Origin of the sequence: Oscillibacter sp. 1-3 (assembly GCF_000403435.2) — a bacterium.
GTDB lineage: Bacteria > Bacillota > Clostridia > Oscillospirales > Oscillospiraceae > Oscillibacter.
The window spans coordinates 621,567-643,653 of sequence record NZ_KE159703.1; the positions used below are offsets into that span (position 1 = coordinate 621,567).

Sequence of the window (22,087 nt, forward strand, 5' to 3'; positions counted from 1 at the left end):
GAAGGGGAATCATCACTATCCCGCAATCGTAAAGCAGCAGGCGGCAGAGCTGTATCTGTCCGGTCAGATAAGTATAGAGGCAGTCTGCAAAAAATATCAGCTGCGGTCAAGATCGCAGCTGGAACAGTGGATTAAGTTGTATAATGGTCAAAAAGGATTCCGTTCTCCCGGAGGCAGAAGGAGTGTTCCGTTGACCATGGTATCTTATGAAGAGCGTAAAGCAGCGGTGGAGTATTGCATCACTCATGGAAAAAACTACAAGCTGACCGCGGCTTGCTTCGGGTTCACATATCAGCAGGTTTATGGCTGGGTACAGCGATACCACAAGGCAGGCTTGGAGGGGTTGGACGGTGACCATCGTTCGTCCGGCCTTGCCGCGGAGAACCAGCGCCTGCGGATGAACAGCCTGGAACTGGAAATGAAAATGGCGGTACAGCAGAGATACCAGCAGATATGCTGGCCCAGAAATCAGCTGCCGGACTTCAGCGGGGTCCGGCATGAAACGGCCTATCAAACCGTCAAGGAACTGCATGAGACGTATCACTGGCCTGTGTGCAAGCTCTGTATGGCAGCAGGCGTCAGCCGGGCTGGGTATTACAAATGGCTCAACCGAGCGGCAAGTCCCAAGCAGAGGGAAGACGAAAAGCTGGCTCATCTAATTGTTGAAATATACCAAAGCCAGCACGGCGTTCCCGGTTACCGGCAGATGCAGATCATTTTGGAACGACGGTATGGAATCAAGTGTAATCTGAAGAGGGTATACCGGCTGATGCGGCTCCTTGACCTCCGCTCTGTATGCAGGAGAAGAAAGCGGACACGCAGGAAGAAGTCTTCGGATGAATATCTTGCGGAAAATATTTTGAACAGGGGCTTTGCGGCAAAGAAACCAAATGAAAAGTGGCTGACGGATGTAACAGAATTCAAATATGGGACAAGCGGAAAAGCTTATTTGTGCGCAGTCCTGGATTTGTACGGAAGGAATATTGTAGGTTTTTCATTCGGGCAGCGTAATAACATCGCTTTGGTCTTCGAAGCCTTTGAATGGGCGTTCCGGCAGTATCCCGATGCGCATCCGCTGGTTCATAGCGACCGGGGCGCACAATATACCAGCCGCGCCTTTCAAAAAAGGATGAAGGAGGCCGGTGTCTGTCAAAGTATGTCCCGTCCAGGAAAATGCCTGGACAATGCGCCCATGGAAGGATTTTGGGGTACTTTGAAATCCGAGATGTACTATTTACATCATTTTGATGACTACAGCCAGCTTTGCGAGGCGGTCGCCGCATACATCTATTTCTACAACCATGAACGATACCAAAAAAAGCTTGGGTGTGTGACGCCTATGGAATTCTTGGCAGCTGGGGTGAAATAGAGGCAAAAGCTATCTCATTGCCATTCCTGCCTTTCTTTTTCTCTGTTTTGTCTACTTGACAGGGGGCACTTCACAGAAAGGAGGTCTATCCAAATGAGCAGTGAAACCTACTATATTCCTGCCAACTTTACTGACGCAGGCCGGGTAATGGGCCTGTTCGAGCTCCGAAATCTCATTGAAGCGATCCTCCTGACCCTGCCCATGCTGTACCTGTGTCTCGCCTTTGTTCCTTTGGCTCTGACGCCGAAGATCATCGTCACCCTCACGGTGCTGGTGCCTGTGGGCGGCTTTGGGCTCATCGGCGTTAACGACGACAGCCTCACTCGCTGGCTGGGGGTCTGGTGGCGCTGGCGGAAGGGACGGAGGATCATTACCTACCGAGGGGAGTGCAAAAAAACATGAATGTAAAAGAACTGATTTTCGGCGGCGCGGTCAAAGCCTCCGCCGGGGACGGGGCCTACCGGGACAGCATCCAGGCGTGGCTCCCCATCAAGAATATCCGTGGCGGCGTGGTAATCACCCGGGACAACCGCTTCATCAAGATTCTGGAAGTCCTGCCCGTCAACACCTACCTGAAATCCGCCAATGACCGGCAGAACATCATCGCCAGCTACGCCGCCTGGCTGAAGATCGCCCCGGACAATTTCCAGCTGGAGGCCCGGGCCCTCCCCGCGGACACTGCCGACTACGTGGAGCGGATGAAGGGCTTCGCCGAGCAGGAGGAGAACGAGTCCTGCCGGGAGATGATCGAGGACAACATCGCCCAGATCGGCCAGGGTGTGGCCAGCGACGCCATCCGGCACCGCTTCTTCCTGATCTTCCAGTACGAGGCGCACATGAAGTCCAAAGGGCACAGCGTTGCCGCCATCATCCAGCGGCTGAACGAGGAGGTGGACACCGCCCGGCGGTATCTGGACGTCTGTGAATTGGAGGTGCTGGAGCCCCGGTACACGGACGATTTTGTTTTGAAGCTGCTGTATGAGATCATCAACAAGCGCACCAGCCGCCGGGTGAAGCTGCCGGAGGGCGTGTTCGACATGACCACGGTGGTGCATGGCATTTATGAGGAATAAACAAAGGGACGCCGCAGCGCCCCTTTAAAGTTCTATTCATTTTCAGAGAGTTGTGTTTCGCAAAATTCTTTCAATGTGGGAATATCGGTGGCAACTGTGTCCCAAAGAATATCCAGCTTGATGCTTCCATATGCGTGGGCAACAATGTTTCTCAGCCCCCTGATGGCGTTCCATTCCACATCTTCCCCGGTCAGTTTGCGATATTCTTCCGATAAACCGTTGCACAATTCACCGATCTGCAAGACAGAAAACGCAACAGATTGCTGGAAATCCATATCAGCTTTAAAGATATCAAATGAATCTCCGTAACGCAAGATCGTTTTTCCAACCTGGAGGCAATAATCCCGAATATGCTCGATACGCTGAAGATCAGGCGACAGCATAAATTTTCCTCCGTTCCCTACTCACGTTTTCACGAAAGTATACATCACTTTTTCTGCGGCACGGACCTTCCAGAGAATCTACTGTAAGAAAACTGATTTCTTTTTCCAATGCTTCTTCCAAATCATAACAAAGTCCGCCATACGCAAGCCCCCGCAAGCCGGAGTTTGTATCATCAATCAACAAATCAATATCACTGTCTTCGTTAGCCTCTCCCCGGGCATAGGAGCCGAACACATATACGGCTTTCAACTTGTACTTTTCCGCAACAGGCCGCACACGGCGGCTGATTTCTTCCAGGGTATAAACCATGAGACCGGCCTCCTTTCTGAAAAGCAGCAACCTTCTATATTTCTATTATACGCATTTTTCACACAAATTCAAGCAAAGGATGTGAGTATATGAATACCCTTTTGAAAAAGAAACCCGCGTAAACTCCGCCGCCCAAGGCGAAAAAGAAAAAGCCCGCCGCCAAAAAGAGCGGCCGGGAGAAATTTTCCCGCAAGCGCCTGCTGTTCGCCGAGGAAAAGCCGGACCTGACCGAGCTGGAGTCCGGCTCCACTACCATCCTGGACATCCTGTCTCCCACCACGGTGGACACCAAGAGCCGGGATTACATCGTGGTGGACGGTGTGTATCACGCCTACCTCTATGTCACCGGCTACGGCTACGCCACCACCGTCGGCTCCTGCTGGCTGGCCCCACTGGTGGAGGCCGGGGAGGGCGTGAACCTCAGCTTCATTTTCCGGCGTCAGCCCAAGGATAAGATTCTCTCCAAGATCGCCCAGACCACCATGGTCAACCGCTCCCGGATGCGGGATGTGGAGGACACCCGCAAGGACTTCGAGGAGCTGGACAGCGCCATCAGCTCCGGGCTCTACCTGAAGAACATGATGAACCGTCAGGGGGAGGACTTCTACTACATGCACACTCTGTTGGAGGTCGTGGCCGACAACCCGGAAACCCTGGAGCAGCGGGTGACGGCGGTGGAAAAGCTCTGCATCTCCATCGACATGATCGCCCGGCGCTGCGACTACAAAAATGAGCAGGTGTTCCTCTCCGCTCTGCCGCTTCTGGCCCTGGACCCAGATGTGGAGCGGAAATCCCGGCGGAACGCCTTGACCTCCGGCGTGGCGGCGGCGTTCCCTTTCGCCTCCTATGAGCTCAGCGACCGCAACGGCGTGTTCCTGGGGCTGAACCTCTACAACCGCTCCCCGGTGTTCCTGGACCCCTATGACGACTACAAGTACACCAACGGCAACTGCTGGATCGGCGGCTCCTCCGGCGCGGGCAAAACCTTTACCCTTCAATGCCTGGGCGGGCGGCTCCGGCAGCAGGGGCGGCGGGTCATCTTCATTGTCCCCAAGAAGGGCCATGAGTTCCGGCCCCTCTGTGAGCTGCTGGGCGGGCTATACCTGCGGATGTCCCCCTCCTCCCGGGACTGTCCCAACATCATGGCCATCCGGCGGAAGTCGCTGGATTCCTATGCGGGCCTCCGGGATATGGCGGCCCGGGACGATTCCGTTCTTGCGGATAAGATCTCCCGGCTGATTATCTGGTACTCCCTTCAGAAGCGGGACCTCAGTGACGAAGACAAGAATTATCTGGATTCCTCCCTGGTGGAATGCTACCGGCAGTACGGCATTACCTTCGACAACGACACCATCACGGACGAAACCGGGGCCTTTGTGGAAATGCCCATTATCGCGGACTGGTACAAGGTCCTGACGGAGAACCCGGAGACAAAACACCTCTCCGTGGTCCTGGCCCGGTACGTCACCGGCTCCGCCTCCGCCATGGGACAGCGGAACGACATTGACCTGGATAACAAGTACATCGTCCTGGACACTTCCGGGATGCCGGACGACCTGCTGCTGCCCGGCATCTTTTGGGCCACGGACATTGCAAACGACCTCATCATGGACTCCCGGGAAGACCTCTCCGCCCTGGTCGCGGACGAGCTGTGGAGCCTGGTGGGGGCCAACTCCAACCCTCTGGCGGCAGGCTTCGTCCAGGAGATGGTGAAGACCATTCGGGGCCTGGGCGGCATTGCCGTCACCTCCACCCAGGGGATGCAGGACCTGTTCGGCCTGGACGGTGGCAAGTACGGTAAGGGCATCCTGGACTCCAGCCGGATCAAACTGGTGATGCAGATGGAGGAACAGGAGGCCCGGCTGATCCAGGGCGTGCTGAACCTTTCAGAGGATGAAGTCCGGCAGATCACCCGCTTCCGCCGGGGAGAGGGACTTCTCTGCATCGGCTATAATCACGTCCCCATTCAATTTCACGCCACGGCGAAGGAGTACGACGCCATCACCACCTTCCCCACGGACCTGCGAGCCAGGAGAAAGGCGACTGAATCATGAACGAGCTGAAAAAAGATATTGAACAGATGCAGGGGTTGACACAGGGGATCGTGCGTCAGACGGAGAGTCTGGCTGCGCTGGCTGGTCAGGATATGCCCGCCCCGGAGAACCTGCAGAAGCATCTGGAATTGATCTCCGGTCGTTTTGAGCATTCTGCTATTGCGATGCGGAAACTATGCGAAAAGCATTGTCCAGGTGCCGGTGGCTATGGAAGTTTTCCGGAGCTGCCCCGGATGGAGATCGCAGGCTCTGTGGAGCAGTTTAGCTATGGCTGGCTGCATATCCAGCTCAACACTCAGCTCCCCCACTGCCGCTACCGGCCATCGGAATGGCTCAGCGATACCATCCGCCGCCTGTTGGACGACTATGAGGCGGGGGGGGGAGTCAATTGCCCTTCTACCGCAAGGCCATGCTGGTGATCGACGAACACTGCGGCGTGGATGGGCGGCACATCTTCGACCAGGACAACAAGGGCTGGAAGGTGGTCTCCAATGCCATCAAGGGGCGGCTGGTGCCGGATGACGACCAGTTCACTCTGGTCCTGGTGCTGCTGTCTGAGAAAAGTGAGCTGAATGTCTGCCATATCACCCTGCTGGACCTCTCCGACGCGGCGGATTTCTTTGCCACCCGCTCTGGGGACTATGCCGTCCCGGACTTCTATGGAGGCGGCTGGGAACATTAGACACCCATCCGGTATCCATCAGAATTGCGATATTTTTCCGCCCTTGGACAGAGGTAAGCCCCTGATGGGTATTTGCTGGCAAAAGGCCTTGCAAACACAGCCTTTTTTCCATGGCGGCGGTCCTGGAAACAGCGGTTTTGCTGACTACTATGCAGAGCCATCAGAATGGCGCTGCATAGAGGTCTCGAAAGGGGCCGAAACCGTTCTTTCGCCGCTCAGGCGAAAGGGCGGTTTCGGCCCAGCGCAGGAACAGCGGCAAAGCCAATTTGAGATGTGAAAGAGGTTATGATATGAAGCGTTTTCTGATTGTCGCGCTGGCAGCCCTGCTTTGCGGAACCGCCTTGCTCATCCACGCGTCCAGCCCTTCCACCGGCGATACCCCTGATCCTCCCGAGGTCATCCACTTTACGGATGTTTCCGGCGATTATCTGTTCGTTGAAAATCGCTGTGAGACGGAGCGGATGCTTCGCTCCCTCCAGGAGTATCTGGGAGACGGCAGCATCCAGATCCAGTCCTCTGTGCCGGAGGATGTAACCTGCTATGCCGAGAGCGAGTGGGACCCGGCGTGGGCTGCGGCGCTGCCCGGCGAGTCGGTCTACTGCGTAGAGGCATGGGATATCTTCAAAAATGGGACCTTCCAAAAGACCGCCTATCAGGTATGCAGAACATGAGGGACGGCCATGCTGTTCAGCGAACGGGAAATTGACGCGCTGCGCCTGCTCGGCTAGTGTCAATCTATTCTTCCAGAAAATTTGAAAAAGCTGTTGAGCGAAACAGAATGTGAAAACCTGATCGCCTTGAAGCTGATCCGGCGTCATGAAAAAAGCGGTGCCCTCATGCTTACCGCCAGCGGTGCTCTATTGCTGAAAACGATTTACGGGGACAACGCGATACCGAATATCTCCCCATCCTACCGGGAGTCCATCCTCCAGCGGCGGCTTCGCCTGTCCAGGATAGTCCTGACCGCGTACCAGGGGAAAGTAAATCCTTTCGCCGCGACAATGGCGGAGATTGCGGAATCCCCATCCCTGTTCCTCACGGCGCTCACACGGGACCGGGGCGCAAACCCTGGGGCAGACCCGCATCGCCGCCATCGCCCACCTGGGAGACCTGCTCTGCGCCATACATTACGTTTGCTCCGGTATCGGCAAGCTGGCCCTGACAGATGAACTGAACGCCTTTACCAACCAGACCGCCCGCTTCCGGAACGCCCGGCGGGCTTTTCTCTTTGCCGGAGAAAGCTGCGGCGATATCCTGACGGAGCTAGAAGCCTCCGAGCCCAGGACGGACACCAAGCTCATTTCCTACGGTGCAGCCCACCGCTGCGTACAGCTTCCGGTCCATTTGCTCCCCTGCGACGATACCGGCGCGGTCCAGCTCCAGATCATGTCTGTGCCGGACTACCGCCGGAGGCTCACCCAGGCCGCACTGAAATCCCAATACCAGCCCTCGCCTAATCCGGCTTGGGACGCTCTCTTTCAGGGGATGCCCTTTGTCATGGCGGCGGATATGGACCTCCGGCGGCTGGATGCCGCCGTTTCCATTGCCCGGCAGGAAGGTCATCCGCAGATCGCCCTTGCCGCTCTGGAGGGCCAGGCCGAGGCGGTCCTCTTCCCCCGCTACCGTGACACCGGAAAAGCCCGGGTCTTTATCCTCACTGGCGAGACGATCTCGGAGGTAACAGGCTGGCCGCCTGTTACCTACTCGCCGCCACGTACACAATTTTTAACAGCGGAAGGAGATGTGATTGATGCGCCGTCCCTCCAGGCTCCTGGAAGAGCTGGAAGATAAACTGGCTCAAAAATGCGGCCCTTGGTATGACCGCCACAAGAAGAAGTTTTCCGTTTATATCCCATTGGGCCTGACAGCCTGGTACTTCTACGGGATGTTCCTCAACTCACTGAAGCTGGGGACCGCCCTCACCTTCTGCCCGCCCGGCGAAACGCCGCCGGAAACTATTTGGGTGCTGAACCCGTTCCGAAACCTGTTTGTGCTGTTCACTCCCTTCGGTCTGGGCGTCACCGCCGTGATCGTACTGCTGATCTGCCTCATCACGAAAAAAGGCTATATCTGGTTCTCCGGCTATAAGTACACCCACGACCCCAGAGGCTTCGACATCCTCCCGGACGCCACCCACGGGTCCTCCGGCTTTCTGACAAAAAAGGAGATGGCGGAGTTCCTGGAGATCGGCCCGGCGCGGGAAGTCAAAGGCATGATGCTGGGTAAAATAAAGACCCGCCCCGACGACCTGGACAAGTACGCCGTCTACGCCGCCCACCGAATGGTCCCCGGCGACAACAACAACCTGCTCTGTATCGGAGCCCCTGGCAGCGGGAAGTCCAGGGGCTTTATCATCCCCTTCCTTATGGGCTGTGCGCAGAGAAACGGTGGAAAAGATTCTGAAGGCCATAGAGAATCCGTCATCGTCACAGATCCCAAGGGAGAGCTGTTTGAAAAAATGGCGCCCTACTTTAAAGAAAGAGGCTTTAATGTCAAGGCCATCAACTTTTTGGACATGGCTCACTCTGACGGCTGGAACTGTCTGTACTCCTTGGAGAAGGAAACCCAGCTGGTCCAAACTGTAGCCAACACCATCATCCAGAATACCTCCGGGACGAAGGAGGCCGACGACTTCTGGAGCCGGGTGGAGCTGAATCTGCTCATGGCCCTCATCCATTATGTATGCAATCTGAAAGACGACCAGGGGAACCTGCTGCCCATAGGACAGCGCGGCTTGGGAGATGTGTACCAGCTTCTGGCCAACAAAAGCATCAATGAGATCAACCGCATCCTGGCTGCCCTGCCGCCGGAGCATCCGGCAAAAGGCCACCACGGCCTGTTCCTCAAGGCCCGGGAAAATCTCTGGGGCAGCGCCTGGGCAACCGCCTCGCCATTTTCCAGAACAAACTGGTGGATAGCATCACCCGAAACCATGACGTAGATCTGCTCCTGCCGGGCCAGGAGCCTTGCGCCTACTTCGTTATCATCTCCGCCCAGGACAGCGCCTACCGTTTCCTCAGCTCTCTTTTCTTCTCCCTGGCGTTCCCACGGCTCTCCGACTATGCCCGGCTTCACGGCAAAAATGGCCGCCTGCCGGTACTGGTGAACTTCTGTCTGGACGAATACTGCAACATCGGCTACATGGAGGGCATCGCGGATTCTCTGAACAGCATCCGGGGCTTCAACATGAGCTGCCAGGTGGTGGTCCAGTCTCTCAGCCAGTGGCAGGAAAAGTATCCCGGCAAGGAGCGGGAGAACCAGCTGGCCACCTTCGACCAGACCCTCTATATGGGCTGCAACGACCTGACCTCGGCGGAGTACATCTCCAAGAAGTGCGGCAAGATGACGATTTCCGTCACCAATAACCAGATGCCCCTCATGCCGCTGTTTGTCAACGCCAATTTGAAATTGTAAGAAAACGCCGAAGAAATTTTGTAGTTTTTCGGCGGGGGGGGGGGTAACAGAATCAGTTATTTCCTTGCAGGAAAAGAGTATTTACGATTTGCTGTTTCTGGCGCATAAATTCCTTGCGCTCCTTCAGGCGGTAAGACTCACCCTTGATGTTGATAACGGTGCAGTGATGCAGTACACGATCCAGGATGGCGGAGGCGATGGTGACGTCGGCAAAGACCTCGTTCCACTGGGAGAAGGTTTTGTTGGAGGTGAAGACGGTGGATGTTTTCTCGTACCGCCTGGCAATGAGCTGAAAGAACAGGTTTGCACCCTGGATGTCCATGGGGAGGTAGCCGATTTCGTCGATGATGAGCATCCTGTACTTGGCCAGAACCTTGAGCTTGTCCGGCAGACGGTTCTCAAAATGGGCCTTCTTGAGCTGTTCAATGAGCTGGTGGCAGTTGATGTAGTAGGTGGAGAAACGGTGCTGTGCCGCCACCAGGCCCAAAGCGGAGGCCAGATGGGTCTTGCCCACGCCGGGCGGGCCGAGGAAGACCACATTCTCCCCGTTTTCCAGGAAGCGCATGGTAGCCAACTCATCGATCTGGCGCTTGTCGATGGAGGGCTGGAAAGAGAAATCGAAGTCGTCCAGGGTTTTCTTAATGGGAAAGCCAGACATCTGGATCTGCTTCTCATAGGCCCGTCTCCGCTTGGATTTGGCTTCTTCTGAGAAAATGTGATCCAAAACCTCCACAATGTTGAGCTTGTCCGCCACCGCCCGTTCCAGGTAGTTGTCCAGAATCTCCAGGGTGTTTTTCATTTTAAGGGCTTCCAGGTTTTCCCTCAGCCTGTCCATAGTAAATTCAGTCATACAGCACCTCGTCATATCTGGATAAATCGGAGGGCTTCAAGGGGAAATCTATTACTTTGCCCTGTTCCAGCAGAACATTTTCCGCATCTATTGTCTGTTTCAGCGTAATCCTTCTATAGTGCTGAGGATTGACAACCATGTCCTTCCTTTGATACGATATTCGATGCAGAGCGATCTGCTTTCCCTCATAGTAGGCGGCCAGCATACTGTCGAGGGCCACGACTGCCACATCTTTGCCGATGTACTCCGCTGGCACGGAGTACTGATTCCCGGCGTATGAGATGAGGCAGTCTTTTTGTACCCGCCTAAGGTTGATCTTGTCGATGATGTACTCACGGGAAAGAGGACTCAGCCCCTCTTTTTGCAGCCGTTCAAAGGGAATCTCGTTGGTGGTGGCATGGACTTTGCCATTGACCTTATTACACCAAGCCAAGGCTTGTCCATTCAAATCTGCCAGGCTGTTGTACTTGATCCCGACCATGAAGTTGTCCCGCACAAACTGCACCGTCCGCTCCACTTTTCCTTTCGTCTGACCACGATATGGCCGGCACAGGATGGGTTTGAATCCATAGAATCCCGCGAAGTCCTCAAACTGCCGGTTTAGTGTGGAGTCCTCCTGCTTCAAAAGCCGCTTGATGACTACCTGCTTCATGTTATCGTACAGAATCTCCTCCGGGTAGCCTCCGAAATACCGAAACGCGTTCTGATGGCACCGTATCAACGTGTTTGTGCTCATATCTGTGACAAATTCGATGTACCGCATCCTTGAGTACCCCAGAATCATGAGAAAGCAGTACAGCTTCTTCCACTTTCCGTCCTCGTATACCAGGTGATCCTCGAAGAATCCCCAGTCCATCTGCCCTTGCTTTCCTGGCATCGTCTCAAACCGCACCGTTGCTTTCTCATTCAAGTCCATCTTCCGGCTGCTCACATACGCCTTGACAATACTGTAACCTCCGTCAAACCCCATCTCCCGCAGCTTCTCCAGTATCCGCAACGCTGAATACGGCGCCTCTTCCAGCCACTCGTCCACGATCTGCTTGTACGGGTCCATCTTTGTTGGCTTGGGTTCGCTCAATGTGTACTCCGGCTTCTGCGGCGATTCCGCGTACCGCTTTGCCGTCCGCGGGTCCATGTGGTACTTCCGTCCCAGCTCCACATAGCTCAGCCCTTTTTGTCTGTCGCTTCGGATATCCATCCACTGTGCTCCTTTCATTTTCTGACTCCCTTTCCGGGCTCTTTCTCGCCCTGATTGGGAGTCTATCTTTTTCCCTTCACCTCCGCCACTAAACTACATTTTTTCCTCGGCGTTTTCTTACATTTTATCACTGGCGCTGACATTTATCTCCACGCCATTCCAGGAGTGGGGGACATCCCGCTGAACAAGCTGTCCCAGTCTGACCTCCAGCAGTTCTTCACCGAGATGAAAAAGGGTGGGCGAATCAACAACGTGGAGCGTCACGGCGCAGGAATGGCGGACCGCTCGGTGCGCAGTTGTCATGCGGTGTGCCAGATGGCACTGGATCGGGCGGTGAAGGAGGGGCTCATCCGGGTAAACCCGGCCATCGGCTGCAAGCTGCCGCCCCTGCGGGAGCGAGAGATGAAGATTCTGACCAAGGAGGAGATCCAGCGGTTCCTGATCCAGGCCAAGGCTGAGGGGATGTACGAGCTGTTTCTTCTGGAATTGACCACAGGGATGCGCCGGGGCGAGCTGCTGGCTCTGCAATGGTCCGACCTGGATTTCAAGACGGGGCGGCTCCGTATCAGCAGGCAGGTATACTCCGTCAACGGCAGGATGGAGGTCAACGAGCCGAAGACAAAGGCTGCCGTCCGCACCATCATCCTGCCGCCCGCCATGGTGGAACTGCTGGTGGAGTACAAGTCGCAGGTATTCTCAGAGTGGATGTTCCCTTCCCGCGTCAAGCCGGAGCAGCCCGTAGATCCCGGCTATGTCCGCAAGCGTCTGCAAGTCATTCTGGAGCGGGCCAGGTGCAAAAGGGTGAGGTTTCATGACCTCCGGCACACCTTTGCCACCATGTCCCTGGAGAATGGGATGGATGTAAAGACCCTGTCCACCATCATTGGGCATGTCTCCTCCGCTACCACGCTGAACATCTACACCCACGTCACCGGCGAGATGCAGCGGAACGCAGCTCGGAATATTGACCAGGGCATCGCCGGGGTGGAGATGCAGGAGCAGGATGAAACAGAGCGGGAGGAAACTGTTCCTCCAGTACAGTTCACCCCCTACCGCCCTCCCCACCGCAGGCCAGGGACGGGCTGCATCAGCCAAATCAATGACCACCTGTGGGAGGGCCGCTACTCGCCCAAGTGGATCGACGGCAAAAAGCACGCCCGCAACATCTACGCCCATACCCGCGAGGAGTGCGAGGAAAAACTGGCGGTGCTGATCGTTCAGATGAAACGGGAACTGGCGGAGCTGAAAGCGGCACAGGCGGCGGGAATGTCCTCCAGATACTGAGGTGCCATATCCAAAGATAGGACAGCGGGTCGAGGTGATTCGCTGTTCTTTTCTGAGGCGGAGGCAATTTGTGCAGATGGAGTCTGCATAAATTCTTTTCTTCTTGATAAACGACCGATGCCGTGATATGCTTGGTTTGTTCATTCATCTCGGATTTGATGGGGGTGAAGTCGTGGGGGAGCAGCGATTTACAAAACGGGATTGGATCCTTTTCCGCAGTAAAATCGGCAGTTGGCAGGAAGCCTACATGGGCAGGCTATGCGATGAATACATAGAACTGCTGAGCGGCGATGGTGATCCGTCAGAAAAATTCTGGAAGCTGGATAAGCGGATAAGAAGTGACAAAAGAAATCCAGGCGTCCAGTTACAGATGACACGGACAAATTTCATATACAACATCATTTCGCTTATCAACAACGACGTAATCAGCATGAAAGACCTTGAAGATTTTAGCGATGACTTGAAGGAGACTGTAAGAGTCTTCCTTGAACGGCAGAGCCGGGACTACTCGGATGAAAAGTAATCCCTGGTGGACAAAGCGCAAACTGACAGGATAAGGGAAAGCGGACAAAGCCATAGCCCACCGCATGGAAATTGTCAGGTCGCCTCTAATGGCTGTCGCTTCGCTTCTAACAGCTTCCTGTCATGACGCTTGATATAGGCAAAGGTATCGGCCAGTGAGAGGAAAAGCCGGGGCTGGCGGTGATAGAGCAAAGGGTTATCAGGTGTCGTAGTCAGGTTGATATGATCCACAGCGATGGGATTGCACTTCAGATGAATCCGCCACCGTCCGAGCGGGGTGCGGATGGTGAAATAACCTGCTTCTCTGCTGTATGTAAACTGGTTTTCTTCGCACAGGGCAACCAAATCCTGGACAGATTCGTCCTGCCGCTTTTGACTGGTAATGGGGATGGAGTAGATCATATCCTGCTTTTTGGTGGGCTTGCACAGCTTGCACGGCGTGTAACCCGCACGGCTCGCGTCCTGGAAGCGGGAGAACCCTTTCAGGTTGGACAGCCCCTTCAGCTTGCGGCAGTCCCGCCGGTGAAAGGTCTGATACCCGGCGGCAGCCCAAAAGGCATAGCCCGGCTGGGTGAGGGTGAGCAGATCCGCCCGCTCCTGGCCGGTCATGGAATCCAAAGGGGCGTTCCTACGCTCCTCCTGGGACTGTTTCAGACGCTGGATGGCCCGCTGCTCCGGATTCGGCAGATTTTTCTGGAACGGCCCATGGGCCGACTTGACCGGCGCATATATCTTTTCGGGAACTTTGACCAGATCCAGCGCGGATGGCTTGCAGAGCTTGCAGGGCCGCCGCCCCGTCTTTGCGCAGGCGTCGTAAAAAACGGAACCCATAATGCTGTCGGCGGACAGGATGCGGGAACAGTCCCGCCGGTGGAACACTGAGGATGTTTTGGCGTAGACAAAATTATACTGGGAGCGGTCAATGATGCTCTGATTCCGGTTTCGCTTCGCTGAGCGGTACTCCTCTGCCAGACATGGACAGGGCCGGGCTTTGCCATTAAAGCACGGCTTAAATGAGACAAAACCGGACAGAACCGCACCGTCCGGGATATCGTCGCAGTCCTTCCTGTGGAGAAGTCCGGTATTGGTGTCCAGCTGATAGGGCATATCTGCATGAACTGGGTCCTGCCTGGAACCGTACCGGCTTGTCCGTCTCTTTGCTTGGTTGCGCAAATTTTCCTGGGGGAAGTCCAGCGCCTGGAGAACAGCCTGGATGGTTAGCACGTCATGCTCAGAGCAGTGGGCGGGCGTTGGAACTGTCAGGCCCAGGGACGTGGCAATTTTGTAGGGATTTTCCTGTACAATACCCTTTGAAATCAGGATGGGGCTCACATGATCCAGCAGAACCCGGTGGGGCACAGCGGGCGGCACCTGCAAAACCGGTGTATGGAGCCGCTTAAAAACTTTGGGCGCCTCCTCCGCCCACCAGCACAGCACATCATCTTTTTGGAGCCACATGCGAAGGTTACGCAGTGCCGCGGACAGGGTAGGTGCGCATAAAAAGTCCTCCGGCTTCCCGCCGGAAAAGGCTATATGGGTCCAGTCGGGTGTATCTGTGCGATCTGGTCTGATCCGGGAAAAGAAGCAATCCCGCCTGTTCCAGCTTTCATCAGTGCGGAGTGCCGCCAGCTGTGTGGGAAAAATTCTGCCTCCGCTGCCGCAGTACCACTCCATGTCCATCAGAACATACATAGTGCCCCTCCTCTCTGCCTGTCGCTGACAGAATATCAGAGAAGCTGTCCTATAAACTGTACTTTTACTTGCGCGCTTCCCTGTCAAGCAAACAAAAATCAAAAGGGAGTTTTATTGGACACCTCCCGCTGTATCATACAGGCACAGCTTAAAGATTCCATACAGGAAGGATGATGTCCGATGAAACGAAAAATCGGGTTTTGGGCTGAAAACCAGGAAGATACCGTCAATACTGCCCAAGCTGTACCTGAAAATCCCGCCGCCGTACCGAGAAAGTCGCTGGTTCAGGTCTATTTTCCTCAGCGAGGCATGAATCTGTCCTACTTCAACAACCAGTTTGACCTCCAGGTGGGAGATATCGTCTATGTGGACGGCAAGCTGGAGGGCCTGCGGGGGCGTGTGACCGCTGTAAACTACAGCTTTAAGATCAAGCTCTCCGATTATAAGCGGGTGGTCGCTGTGGCGGATACCCACATCTCTGGAGAACTCCGCATGGCCGGCTCCCACCTGGTATCTTTTGACTCTCAGACGATCCCCTATGAGAAAATCATCACCTGGTTCAAGGCCCCGGACAAAGAGGATGACGTCTATGTGTCCGGCAGTGATGACCACAGCTTTCGGCTGGACGACCTCAGCGGAATGAAGGTCACCAGCGCCATTGCGGAGCGTGGGCACGACTACTATACAGAGAACCGGGTTGTCTACCTCTGCATTGACCGTGGTCATGGGCGGGGGATCGTGGAAGGAACTTCCCCTTATGAGATCGAGTTTGATTATGGCGGCGGCGAGATCAAAAATCTCACCTGCAGCTGTTATTGCGGCTATCCCTGCAAGCACACTTTTGCCGCCATGCTCCAGCTGCGGGAGACGCTGAAGCTATTGGAAGAGAAGGACGGTTTCGATTGGAATGAGGGCGGTTACGCTGCGGCGATCAGTCAAGGTGCCTTTTTCTCTTTTGCCGTGGATGGAAAAACGACCGGCAGCTTCGTGTTTCGATAGTCTCACACACAGTAAAGGTTGAGGCGCTATATCCAAAGAATAGGACGGCGGGCCAAAGTAACAGTCCGCCGCCCGAAAATTTTCTGAAACCCGTCTGTGGTATTTCTGTGGTCAAAAGAAAAATCACCCCAGTTTTTACTGAGGTGATTTCTTATTTGGTGGACTCGAAGGGGATCGAACCCTCGACCTCTGCGATGCGAAAAGATTCAGAAAACTTTTTCGGCTTGTTTCTGCTCCTTTTAGCCGTTTCCGCTGGAGTTAATTTCATCTGTAAGCCTCTTTAATGGGCTGTTCTCCATGTGCTCCGGCCGCGTCTGTGGTAGGTTCTGTGGTCAGAAACGCTTCCCGCTTCTGGCCATCGGTTTTCCGCCAGCGCTGAGCGGGAAGCGTTTCACATTTTTGCTGTCTGCATTGTAACTCTGGCAGGAAGGTTTTGCAACGGTTTTCTGCCAGAGCAGGCACTCAAATTTTGCGGAACTATATCCAAAGATAAGGACAGAAGATCAAATCGCAAGGCGCAGTGCAGGATGTCGAAAGCGTGTATGGGCACTCAGTTTGCTGAGGAGTACTCAAAGCTGGCATTGGGGTCCGTATGCTGAAGCAAGAGGTTATCCCCGTGCCAGAAGCGGTAGCGCACCTCCGCACAGAGGCTTTCGTGGATGGTGCGCTCCATGCGGCCCTCTATTGGAGCCCGGAGGGCCTGCCGCTGCTCGTTCAGCAATTCGACTTCCAGGTGGTACTTCCCCTGACGGATCACCGCACCGGAGGGAGACCACTTGTCAATTTTGGCGCCCCGGTAGGTTGCCAGGCGGTATTCCCGGCCACGGTACAAAACAGAGCAGATACAGCCGGTGAAGCCGCCCACAGGCAGGGGGATCGTCGCAATTGCAAGCATCAGACTGCCGCGCTCCGGGCCGTCCCAAACGCACTGCGTCCAGAGGTATTTGCTGGGAAAAGAGCGGCCCTGATCTGTTTCGATGTATCCGATCCCGTCGGAGAAGTCCAAACACTTGCCGTTCAGCTCCAGCGTTCCACTCAGGGAATGCCCCATGCTGATGACGCCGTGGGAGCACTGCATTCCTACGAAAAATCGAAACGGCCCCATAATGTCAGACCGCAGAGCGGTAAAAGAACCGTAGCGCAGTGAGCCGCAGAGGGAAAGATTGTCCTGTTGGATATGGAGATCGATTCCCTGACTGCCAAAGCTGGACGGTCCAATCTGCACTTGAAAAGGCTGCCGGGAGACTTGCAGTTGTGCCTCCGGGTACTCCAGCCACCACGACTGATTCCTTGAAATGACTTGGAGAGAGGCGGTGCGGCGTCCATCTCTATCGATATGGAACGCGGGAATCAGCGCAAGAGTCTGTCCCTGCGGATTCTGGTGCTTGAAGTACCAGCCCTCAAAATAGGGGCCTGTCCTATTTGTACCGCGGAAAAATCCCATAATTTATCACCCCAGATTCAGTTTTCCCTAAATCTGGGGATTTTATATGGGATATTCTCTGATGCTGGAGGCCGTCAAAGCTGTCTTGGTGAAATAGTTTTGCAGATATAAACCGCAAAACTATTTCTACAAAACATCCATATATCAGCAAGCCGATAGACGAAAATTATCAGAGAATCAAAACGACACGCACCGCAGATTTCTTGTTGAGCGCAGAATATTAAGCCGCTCCCGGCCAGGAAGCGGCTCAATCCTTGGGGGACTGTATCCAAAGATAAGCGGTGTGATTCCCCACCGATGTGGAGCGGCAGAATCGATAGCCCAGCTGGTCAAAGGCCTGGAGATCCTCCGGGCTTTTGATTTGGTTCTCCGCCAGCCAGCGCACCATCTGCCCGCGGGCCATTTTGCATTTGGTACCCTTTTCGACGACCTTACCGTCTTTCAATTCTCCGAAGACGCAGGTGATAAACTGCACCGTTTTAGGCGGGTGAGTCTCCACCGCCTTGCTGTACTCCTTGGAGGCCAGATTCAGCACCATATCCGTCTCAGAGGCCAACTGTCGGGCCAGGCAATCTCCCCAAAATTGATACAGATCCCGGCAGCTGTCCACCGCCAGCTTTGCCTGCATCTCCAGCCGGTAGGGAGTTACGCCGTCGAAGGGCCGCAGCAGACCGTAGAAGCCAGAGAGGATGCGCAGGTGCTCCCGGAGGTAGTCCAAGTGAGTCGTCTCCATCACGCTGGGGGCCATGTAGCGGTACTGAATGCCCTCGTAGGAAAGAATGGCGGGGGTGAGATTATGGCGCAGGTTCATCTGTCCCAGCCGCTCAATGTTCAGTTTGGCGATGGAGTCATTGCACTTCCAGAGGGCCTGTAAGTCCTTGGAGGACATACCCTGGAGGACAGCCTTCAGCCGCTCTGTCTGCTCCAGAAACTGAGGCAGACTATCCACGGCAAAGCTGTCCGTATCCACCACCATTTTCTTCGCCGGTGCGATGATGATGCGCATAGAGCCCCCTCCTTTCAGATTTGGGAAAGCATCTCCGTTAGCCGCCTTGCCGCTGTGTCCAGGCCTTCTATTCCCGCGCAGCGGCTGAGTTTAGCGTTGACCAGCTGCTCCAGCAGGGGTTGACTTTGGCTGCTTTCGTCCAGAGCCAGTTCCGTAGCCATCACATCCTCCCAGGCGCGGTTTAAAAAGGCCACCTCCCGGCGGCCATGAGTCCTGGCGAACAGAGGCAGTTCTGAACCGCACAGCTCCTTCGTCTCTTCTTCGGGAAAACCGGCGGCGGATAAACTGAGCCGCAGATCGTCCAGGAAAATGTCCGGCAGGCGCTCCCATTTCGGATGGCTGAGATCGTACAGCACAAATGTATAGCGTGTATGGCAGTGGATCGCCAGCAGACTGGGCCTGCCCCGCAGCGGAATAATGTGAATATCCCAGCAGAAGCGGTGGTCTGATTCCTGGCCGTAAGGGAGTGTTTTGATGTGTAAGTGCCGCTGGAGGAGAATGGTCAGGCCCAGCTCTATCGTATTATTTCTTTTCATGAGGAATGATCACTTTCTCAACCTGAAAATGTTCTCCGTCAACGGTCATGACAGCAAAGGTAATCTCTTGGTCAAAGCGCCGACATCCACAACTGCCGGGATTCAGCCACAGAACGCCATTCCGCTCCTCGCAAGCGTACTTGTGGGAGTGACCGTAAATCACCACATCCGTGTTGGGCAAATCCGAAGGAACATCACTCTTATTGTGAATCAGGAAGAAATGGATACCCTAGATGGAAAATATGAGGCTTTGCGGCAACCCCTCCGCCCAGTCCTTGTCGTTGTTCCCTCGGACAATATAGATCGGGGCGTACTCCCGGAGCTTGTCCACAATGGCCTGGGTGTTGATATCGCCGCCGTGGATGATGATGTCAGCCTGGGACAGGTATCCCACCACCTCCGGCCGCAGCAGACCGTGGGTGTCGGATAAGATGATGACACGTTTCATGTATAGGCCTCCCGGTTCAAATCAGAATCCCCTCGCAGTGGTCGATCTCGTGCTGGATGATCTGTGCCGTCCAGCCGGTGAAGGTCTTGAAGCGGGTCTGAAACCGCTCGTTCTGATACTGTACCTTGATAGACTGCCAGCGCTTAGCCTTCCGGGTGCCGGTGAGGGAGAGACAGCCCTCCTCCGCCTCATAAGGGCCGGACTTCTTGATGATCTCCGGGTTAAACATGACCATATATTTGCCCTTGTTGTCAAAGGCGATAATTCGCTTGCAGACGCCGATCATATTGGCCGCCATGCCCACACAGCCGTCCTTGTGGGCAGTCAGGGTGTCCAGCAGGTCCTGAGCGACAGGCAAGTCCTCCAAAGTGGCCGGTTCAGCCTTTTGGGAGAGGAACGCTTCATCCCGCATAATCTCTCGTACCACGGCATTGCACCTCCATTGCCTACTTCCCACAAGGGGAAATTTGTGGTATACTCATATAAAATAGCATAGACAGGGGAAAAAGGCAACTTGTTCTGAGAATGGTGGGTAGCATGGAGAAGAGAGTAATCGAAGTGGTGGCGGCACCGATCTGGAACGGGGACAGGTTTCTAATCTGCCAGCGTCCAGCCCACAAAATGCGAGGACTGCTTTGGGAGTTTGTCGGCGGCAAGGTGGAACCTGAAGAGACAAAGGAACAAGCTCTCATTCGGGAGTGTCAGGAAGAACTGGCTGTCACCATCTCAGTGGGTGAAGTGTTTATGGAAGTCGATCACATTTACCCGGATTTGAATGTACATCTGACACTGTTCAATGCGGCGATTATCGAGGGAACTCCACAAATGTTGGAACATAATGATATTCGGTGGATTGCAGTGAATGAAATGTCGCAGTACGAGTTTTGCCCGGCGGACGAGATAATTCTAAGGAAACTGCGATATGAAAGATAAAGCATTTGGCAAAGATTGAGAATCAAATTGAATTGTGTTGTTATAAAAGCATAAAAAGCACTATTTATCAGATAACCTTGGTTTTGAAAAGAGATAATAGTCCGTTTTTTGGTACAGCGGCTCTGCTATTGTGAATCTGAGAACTTTCTCAGGAAAGGAGGTTAGATTATGTGGTGTAGGTGTTGCAATTTGGAAACAAACGAGAATTACTGTTCCGTTTGTGGCTCACAAACGGTTGAAGATATTCCAATTCAGATTTATTGGTGCAAAAACTGCTCAATTCCGATTATACATCTTTCTACAGCAGTTGATAAAGGTATTTGTCCTATTTGCAAAGGAAAAACATATTATCTGACTCCTGATTTAAGACCTGTTTTTCCGGAAGAAAGGCTTTTGCTCGCAATTCTTTTGAGGAAAGAGCCAGACACTTACATGAATCATTCTGTCTGGGCAGCATATAGCAGATACTATATTGATGGAAAACCATTATCCATTCCAGCAAAAATTTTTGCTGAAGCGGATACTAACAAAATCGCAAAAAAAATTGCTAAATATTCTGGGAATGTAGATTACACCTTTTTTAGTGAGAGCATTTCACTCTTTGTTCAGGCTAACCAGCACCGCTTAGCCTATCTTAAAGATGAAGCGTTTGCGTTTGTTCAACAAGCAGCGAAAAAATATAAAGAAGAGAACATCGTAATTTCTTTCTCTGGAGGTAAAGATTCGACCGTTACCGCAGATGTCGTTATTAAGGCACTTAGTAATCCAAGCTTAGTACATATTTTCGGGGATACTACTCTCGAATTTCCTGCCACTATTGATTACGCAAGTAGATATAGAGATACTCATCCATTAGCGATATTTCAAACCGCCAAAAATGATGAACAGATATTTTATGACGTGTGCAAGGATATAGGCCCTCCAGCACGAATGATGCGCTGGTGTTGTTCAATGTTTAAAACGGGTCCGATTACGAGAGTAATCAACAGTATGTACCGAAGTCAGCAAATCTTAACTTTCTATGGAATCAGAAAGTCAGAATCAGTTAGCCGCAGCAAGTATAACCGAATTGAAGACGATGCGGAATCTGTTAAAATTCAGCAACAAACAGTAGCCTCCCCAATATTTTTTTGGGAAGACATTGACATTTGGCTTTACATTCTTACTGAAAAAATTGACTTTAACTCAGCATATCGCCTCGGTTATGATCGAGTAGGGTGTTGGTGTTGTCCAAACAATAACCAGCGAGCTCAGTTCCTTTCTCGAGTATATATGCCAAAGGAATCAAAAGAGTGGCGAGATTTTCTTCTCGATTTTGCTAAAAAAATTGGGAAGCCCGATCCGGAAGTTTATGTTGACAGTGGAAAGTGGAAAGCCCGTCAAGGCGGAAATGGGCTTGAGTCTGCCGGCGATGTGAAGATACGCTTTACTAACTGTACAGCTGAAGATCACGCTAAGATTTATCGGTTGGTACGTCCATTTGATGATGAATTAGTTGGTATGTTTGTCCCTTTTGGAAAACTAGCTCCAGAACTTGGAAAAAAGCTGCTCCGGGAAATTATTATCCTTGATGTAAAGTCCAATGTGCCGATTTTGTCACTCCAGCCGTTCAATCAGGATGGGTATGACTATGCGGTTAAGATTCGTACGATGAATGTTGCCAATCACGATGATTTGCAGCGGATGGCCAGCTATCAAATTAGAAAATTTAACGCTTGCAGAAAATGTCTTAAATGTGAATCAATTTGTAGACAAGGTGCGATCTCTATTATCGGAGACAATTATTATATTGATTCAGAAAAATGTATCCATTGCAAAATGTGTATGACTGCTAAGTATCTTGATGGTGGTTGTATGATGGACAAGTACTTGCGAACAAAGTGAAGATTT

25 protein-coding genes and 1 pseudogene are annotated in these 22,087 nt (G+C 53.5%); 16 read left to right on the plus strand and 10 right to left on the minus strand.

Translation table 11 applies throughout. The annotated features are described in order from the left end of the window. From C816_RS22315 to C816_RS03000, 3 genes are all read left to right on the plus strand, one after another. Nucleotides 1-1,369: IS3 family transposase (locus C816_RS22315; protein ID WP_016320936.1), on the plus strand; the 1,369-nt coding region annotated here is incomplete at its 5' end. Nucleotides 1,370-1,462: 93 nt separating this feature from the next. Beyond that, nucleotides 1,463-1,771, plus strand: a complete 309-nt coding sequence (locus C816_RS02995) for a hypothetical protein (protein WP_016320937.1) — start codon at nucleotides 1,463-1,465, stop codon at nucleotides 1,769-1,771. After that, nucleotides 1,768-2,442, plus strand: coding sequence for a hypothetical protein (locus tag C816_RS03000; RefSeq protein WP_016320938.1), 675 nt, complete (start codon nucleotides 1,768-1,770; stop codon nucleotides 2,440-2,442). The genes C816_RS02995 and C816_RS03000 overlap by 4 nt, the downstream gene beginning before the upstream one ends. Before the next feature lie 32 nt (nucleotides 2,443-2,474). Here the strand turns inward: C816_RS03000 and C816_RS03005 are convergent, their stop codons facing one another. Both C816_RS03005 and C816_RS03010 read right to left on the minus strand, forming a co-directional pair. Then, the gene (locus C816_RS03005; RefSeq protein WP_016320939.1) at nucleotides 2,475-2,825 is read right to left on the minus strand and encodes a HepT-like ribonuclease domain-containing protein; all 351 of its coding nucleotides are present in this window, start codon (nucleotides 2,823-2,825) and stop codon (nucleotides 2,475-2,477) included. Next, entirely contained in the window at nucleotides 2,812-3,135 is a 324-nt protein-coding gene (locus C816_RS03010; protein ID WP_016320940.1) for a nucleotidyltransferase family protein, read from the minus strand. Before C816_RS03010 ends, C816_RS03005 begins: the two co-directional genes overlap by 14 nt. 281 nt (nucleotides 3,136-3,416) lie before the next feature. Here C816_RS03010 and C816_RS03020 point away from each other — a divergent pair, with 281 nt between their 5' ends. The 8 genes from C816_RS03020 (at nucleotide 3,417) to C816_RS22320 (ending at nucleotide 9,285) form a co-directional block, all read left to right on the plus strand. After that, nucleotides 3,417-5,189 (plus strand): VirB4 family type IV secretion system protein, encoded by a 1,773-nt coding sequence (locus tag C816_RS03020; protein WP_016320941.1) that lies wholly within the window; start codon nucleotides 3,417-3,419, stop codon nucleotides 5,187-5,189. Next, entirely contained in the window at nucleotides 5,186-5,608 is a 423-nt protein-coding gene (locus tag C816_RS03025) for a hypothetical protein (protein ID WP_016320942.1), read from the plus strand. The genes C816_RS03020 and C816_RS03025 overlap by 4 nt, the downstream gene beginning before the upstream one ends. Then, nucleotides 5,578-5,871, plus strand: coding sequence for a hypothetical protein (locus C816_RS03030; RefSeq protein WP_016320943.1), 294 nt, complete (start codon nucleotides 5,578-5,580; stop codon nucleotides 5,869-5,871). Before C816_RS03025 ends, C816_RS03030 begins: the two co-directional genes overlap by 31 nt. 64 nt (nucleotides 5,872-5,935) lie before the next feature. Further along, nucleotides 5,936-6,148 (plus strand): hypothetical protein, encoded by a 213-nt coding sequence (locus C816_RS24440; RefSeq protein WP_242832100.1) that lies wholly within the window; start codon nucleotides 5,936-5,938, stop codon nucleotides 6,146-6,148. 13 nt (nucleotides 6,149-6,161) lie between these two features. Next, complete coding sequence (locus C816_RS03035; RefSeq protein WP_016320944.1) at nucleotides 6,162-6,542, plus strand: hypothetical protein; 381 nt, start codon at nucleotides 6,162-6,164, stop codon at nucleotides 6,540-6,542. 340 nt (nucleotides 6,543-6,882) lie between these two features. Then, nucleotides 6,883-7,662: a hypothetical protein gene (locus C816_RS03040; RefSeq protein WP_016320945.1), complete on the plus strand. Its 780-nt coding sequence runs from the start codon at nucleotides 6,883-6,885 to the stop codon at nucleotides 7,660-7,662. Then, entirely contained in the window at nucleotides 7,622-8,812 is a 1,191-nt protein-coding gene (locus C816_RS03045; protein ID WP_016320946.1) for a type IV secretory system conjugative DNA transfer family protein, read from the plus strand. Before C816_RS03040 ends, C816_RS03045 begins: the two co-directional genes overlap by 41 nt. Next, nucleotides 8,782-9,285 carry a type IV secretory system conjugative DNA transfer family protein gene (locus tag C816_RS22320; protein ID WP_016320947.1) on the plus strand — a complete coding sequence of 168 codons (504 nt, stop codon included), beginning with the start codon at nucleotides 8,782-8,784 and terminating at the stop codon, nucleotides 9,283-9,285. Before C816_RS03045 ends, C816_RS22320 begins: the two co-directional genes overlap by 31 nt. 52 nt (nucleotides 9,286-9,337) lie before the next feature. Here the strand turns inward: C816_RS22320 and istB are convergent, their stop codons facing one another. Beyond that, nucleotides 9,338-10,135, minus strand: coding sequence for an IS21-like element helper ATPase IstB (gene istB, locus C816_RS03055; protein WP_016320839.1), 798 nt, complete (start codon nucleotides 10,133-10,135; stop codon nucleotides 9,338-9,340). Next, nucleotides 10,128-11,333 carry an IS21 family transposase gene (istA, locus tag C816_RS23400; RefSeq protein ID WP_016320838.1) on the minus strand — a complete coding sequence of 402 codons (1,206 nt, stop codon included), beginning with the start codon at nucleotides 11,331-11,333 and terminating at the stop codon, nucleotides 10,128-10,130. Before istA ends, istB begins: the two co-directional genes overlap by 8 nt. 165 nt (nucleotides 11,334-11,498) lie before the next feature. Here istA and C816_RS03065 point away from each other — a divergent pair, with 165 nt between their 5' ends. After that, nucleotides 11,499-12,617: a tyrosine-type recombinase/integrase gene (locus C816_RS03065; protein WP_051147028.1), complete on the plus strand. Its 1,119-nt coding sequence runs from the start codon at nucleotides 11,499-11,501 to the stop codon at nucleotides 12,615-12,617. 127 nt (nucleotides 12,618-12,744) lie between these two features. Next, nucleotides 12,745-13,140 carry a hypothetical protein gene (locus tag C816_RS03070; RefSeq protein ID WP_242832101.1) on the plus strand — a complete coding sequence of 132 codons (396 nt, stop codon included), beginning with the start codon at nucleotides 12,745-12,747 and terminating at the stop codon, nucleotides 13,138-13,140. A gap of 74 nt (nucleotides 13,141-13,214) precedes the next feature. On the opposite strand, the gene C816_RS03075 is transcribed toward C816_RS03070, so the two are convergent. After that, nucleotides 13,215-14,831, minus strand: coding sequence for a 3'-5' exonuclease family protein (locus C816_RS03075; protein ID WP_016320950.1), 1,617 nt, complete (start codon nucleotides 14,829-14,831; stop codon nucleotides 13,215-13,217). A 180-nt stretch (nucleotides 14,832-15,011) separates the two neighbouring features. Here C816_RS03075 and C816_RS03080 point away from each other — a divergent pair, with 180 nt between their 5' ends. Then, the gene (locus C816_RS03080; RefSeq protein WP_016320951.1) at nucleotides 15,012-15,830 is read left to right on the plus strand and encodes an SWIM zinc finger family protein; all 819 of its coding nucleotides are present in this window, start codon (nucleotides 15,012-15,014) and stop codon (nucleotides 15,828-15,830) included. Nucleotides 15,831-16,380: 550 nt separating this feature from the next. Here C816_RS03080 and C816_RS03085 read toward each other — a convergent pair. The 5 genes and pseudogenes from C816_RS03085 to C816_RS03105 form a co-directional block, all read right to left on the minus strand. After that, complete coding sequence (locus C816_RS03085; RefSeq protein ID WP_016320952.1) at nucleotides 16,381-17,274, minus strand: tocopherol cyclase family protein; 894 nt, start codon at nucleotides 17,272-17,274, stop codon at nucleotides 16,381-16,383. A 247-nt stretch (nucleotides 17,275-17,521) separates the two neighbouring features. Continuing rightward, entirely contained in the window at nucleotides 17,522-18,280 is a 759-nt protein-coding gene (yaaA, locus tag C816_RS03090) for a peroxide stress protein YaaA (RefSeq protein WP_016320953.1), read from the minus strand. A 14-nt stretch (nucleotides 18,281-18,294) separates the two neighbouring features. Next, the gene (locus C816_RS03095; RefSeq protein ID WP_016320954.1) at nucleotides 18,295-18,816 is read right to left on the minus strand and encodes a DUF6933 domain-containing protein; all 522 of its coding nucleotides are present in this window, start codon (nucleotides 18,814-18,816) and stop codon (nucleotides 18,295-18,297) included. After that, nucleotides 18,803-19,264: pseudogene (locus tag C816_RS03100) on the minus strand (metallophosphoesterase family protein). Before C816_RS03100 ends, C816_RS03095 begins: the two are co-directional and overlap by 14 nt. A 16-nt stretch (nucleotides 19,265-19,280) precedes the next feature. Further along, nucleotides 19,281-19,691, minus strand: a complete 411-nt coding sequence (locus C816_RS03105; protein WP_016320956.1) for a peptide deformylase — start codon at nucleotides 19,689-19,691, stop codon at nucleotides 19,281-19,283. Between the two features lie 110 nt (nucleotides 19,692-19,801). Here C816_RS03105 and C816_RS03110 point away from each other — a divergent pair, with 110 nt between their 5' ends. Further along, nucleotides 19,802-20,197 carry a (deoxy)nucleoside triphosphate pyrophosphohydrolase gene (locus C816_RS03110; RefSeq protein WP_016320957.1) on the plus strand — a complete coding sequence of 132 codons (396 nt, stop codon included), beginning with the start codon at nucleotides 19,802-19,804 and terminating at the stop codon, nucleotides 20,195-20,197. A gap of 168 nt (nucleotides 20,198-20,365) precedes the next feature. Beyond that, nucleotides 20,366-22,081, plus strand: coding sequence for a phosphoadenosine phosphosulfate reductase domain-containing protein (locus C816_RS03115; RefSeq protein ID WP_016320958.1), 1,716 nt, complete (start codon nucleotides 20,366-20,368; stop codon nucleotides 22,079-22,081). Nucleotides 22,082-22,087: the final 6 nt, after the last annotated feature.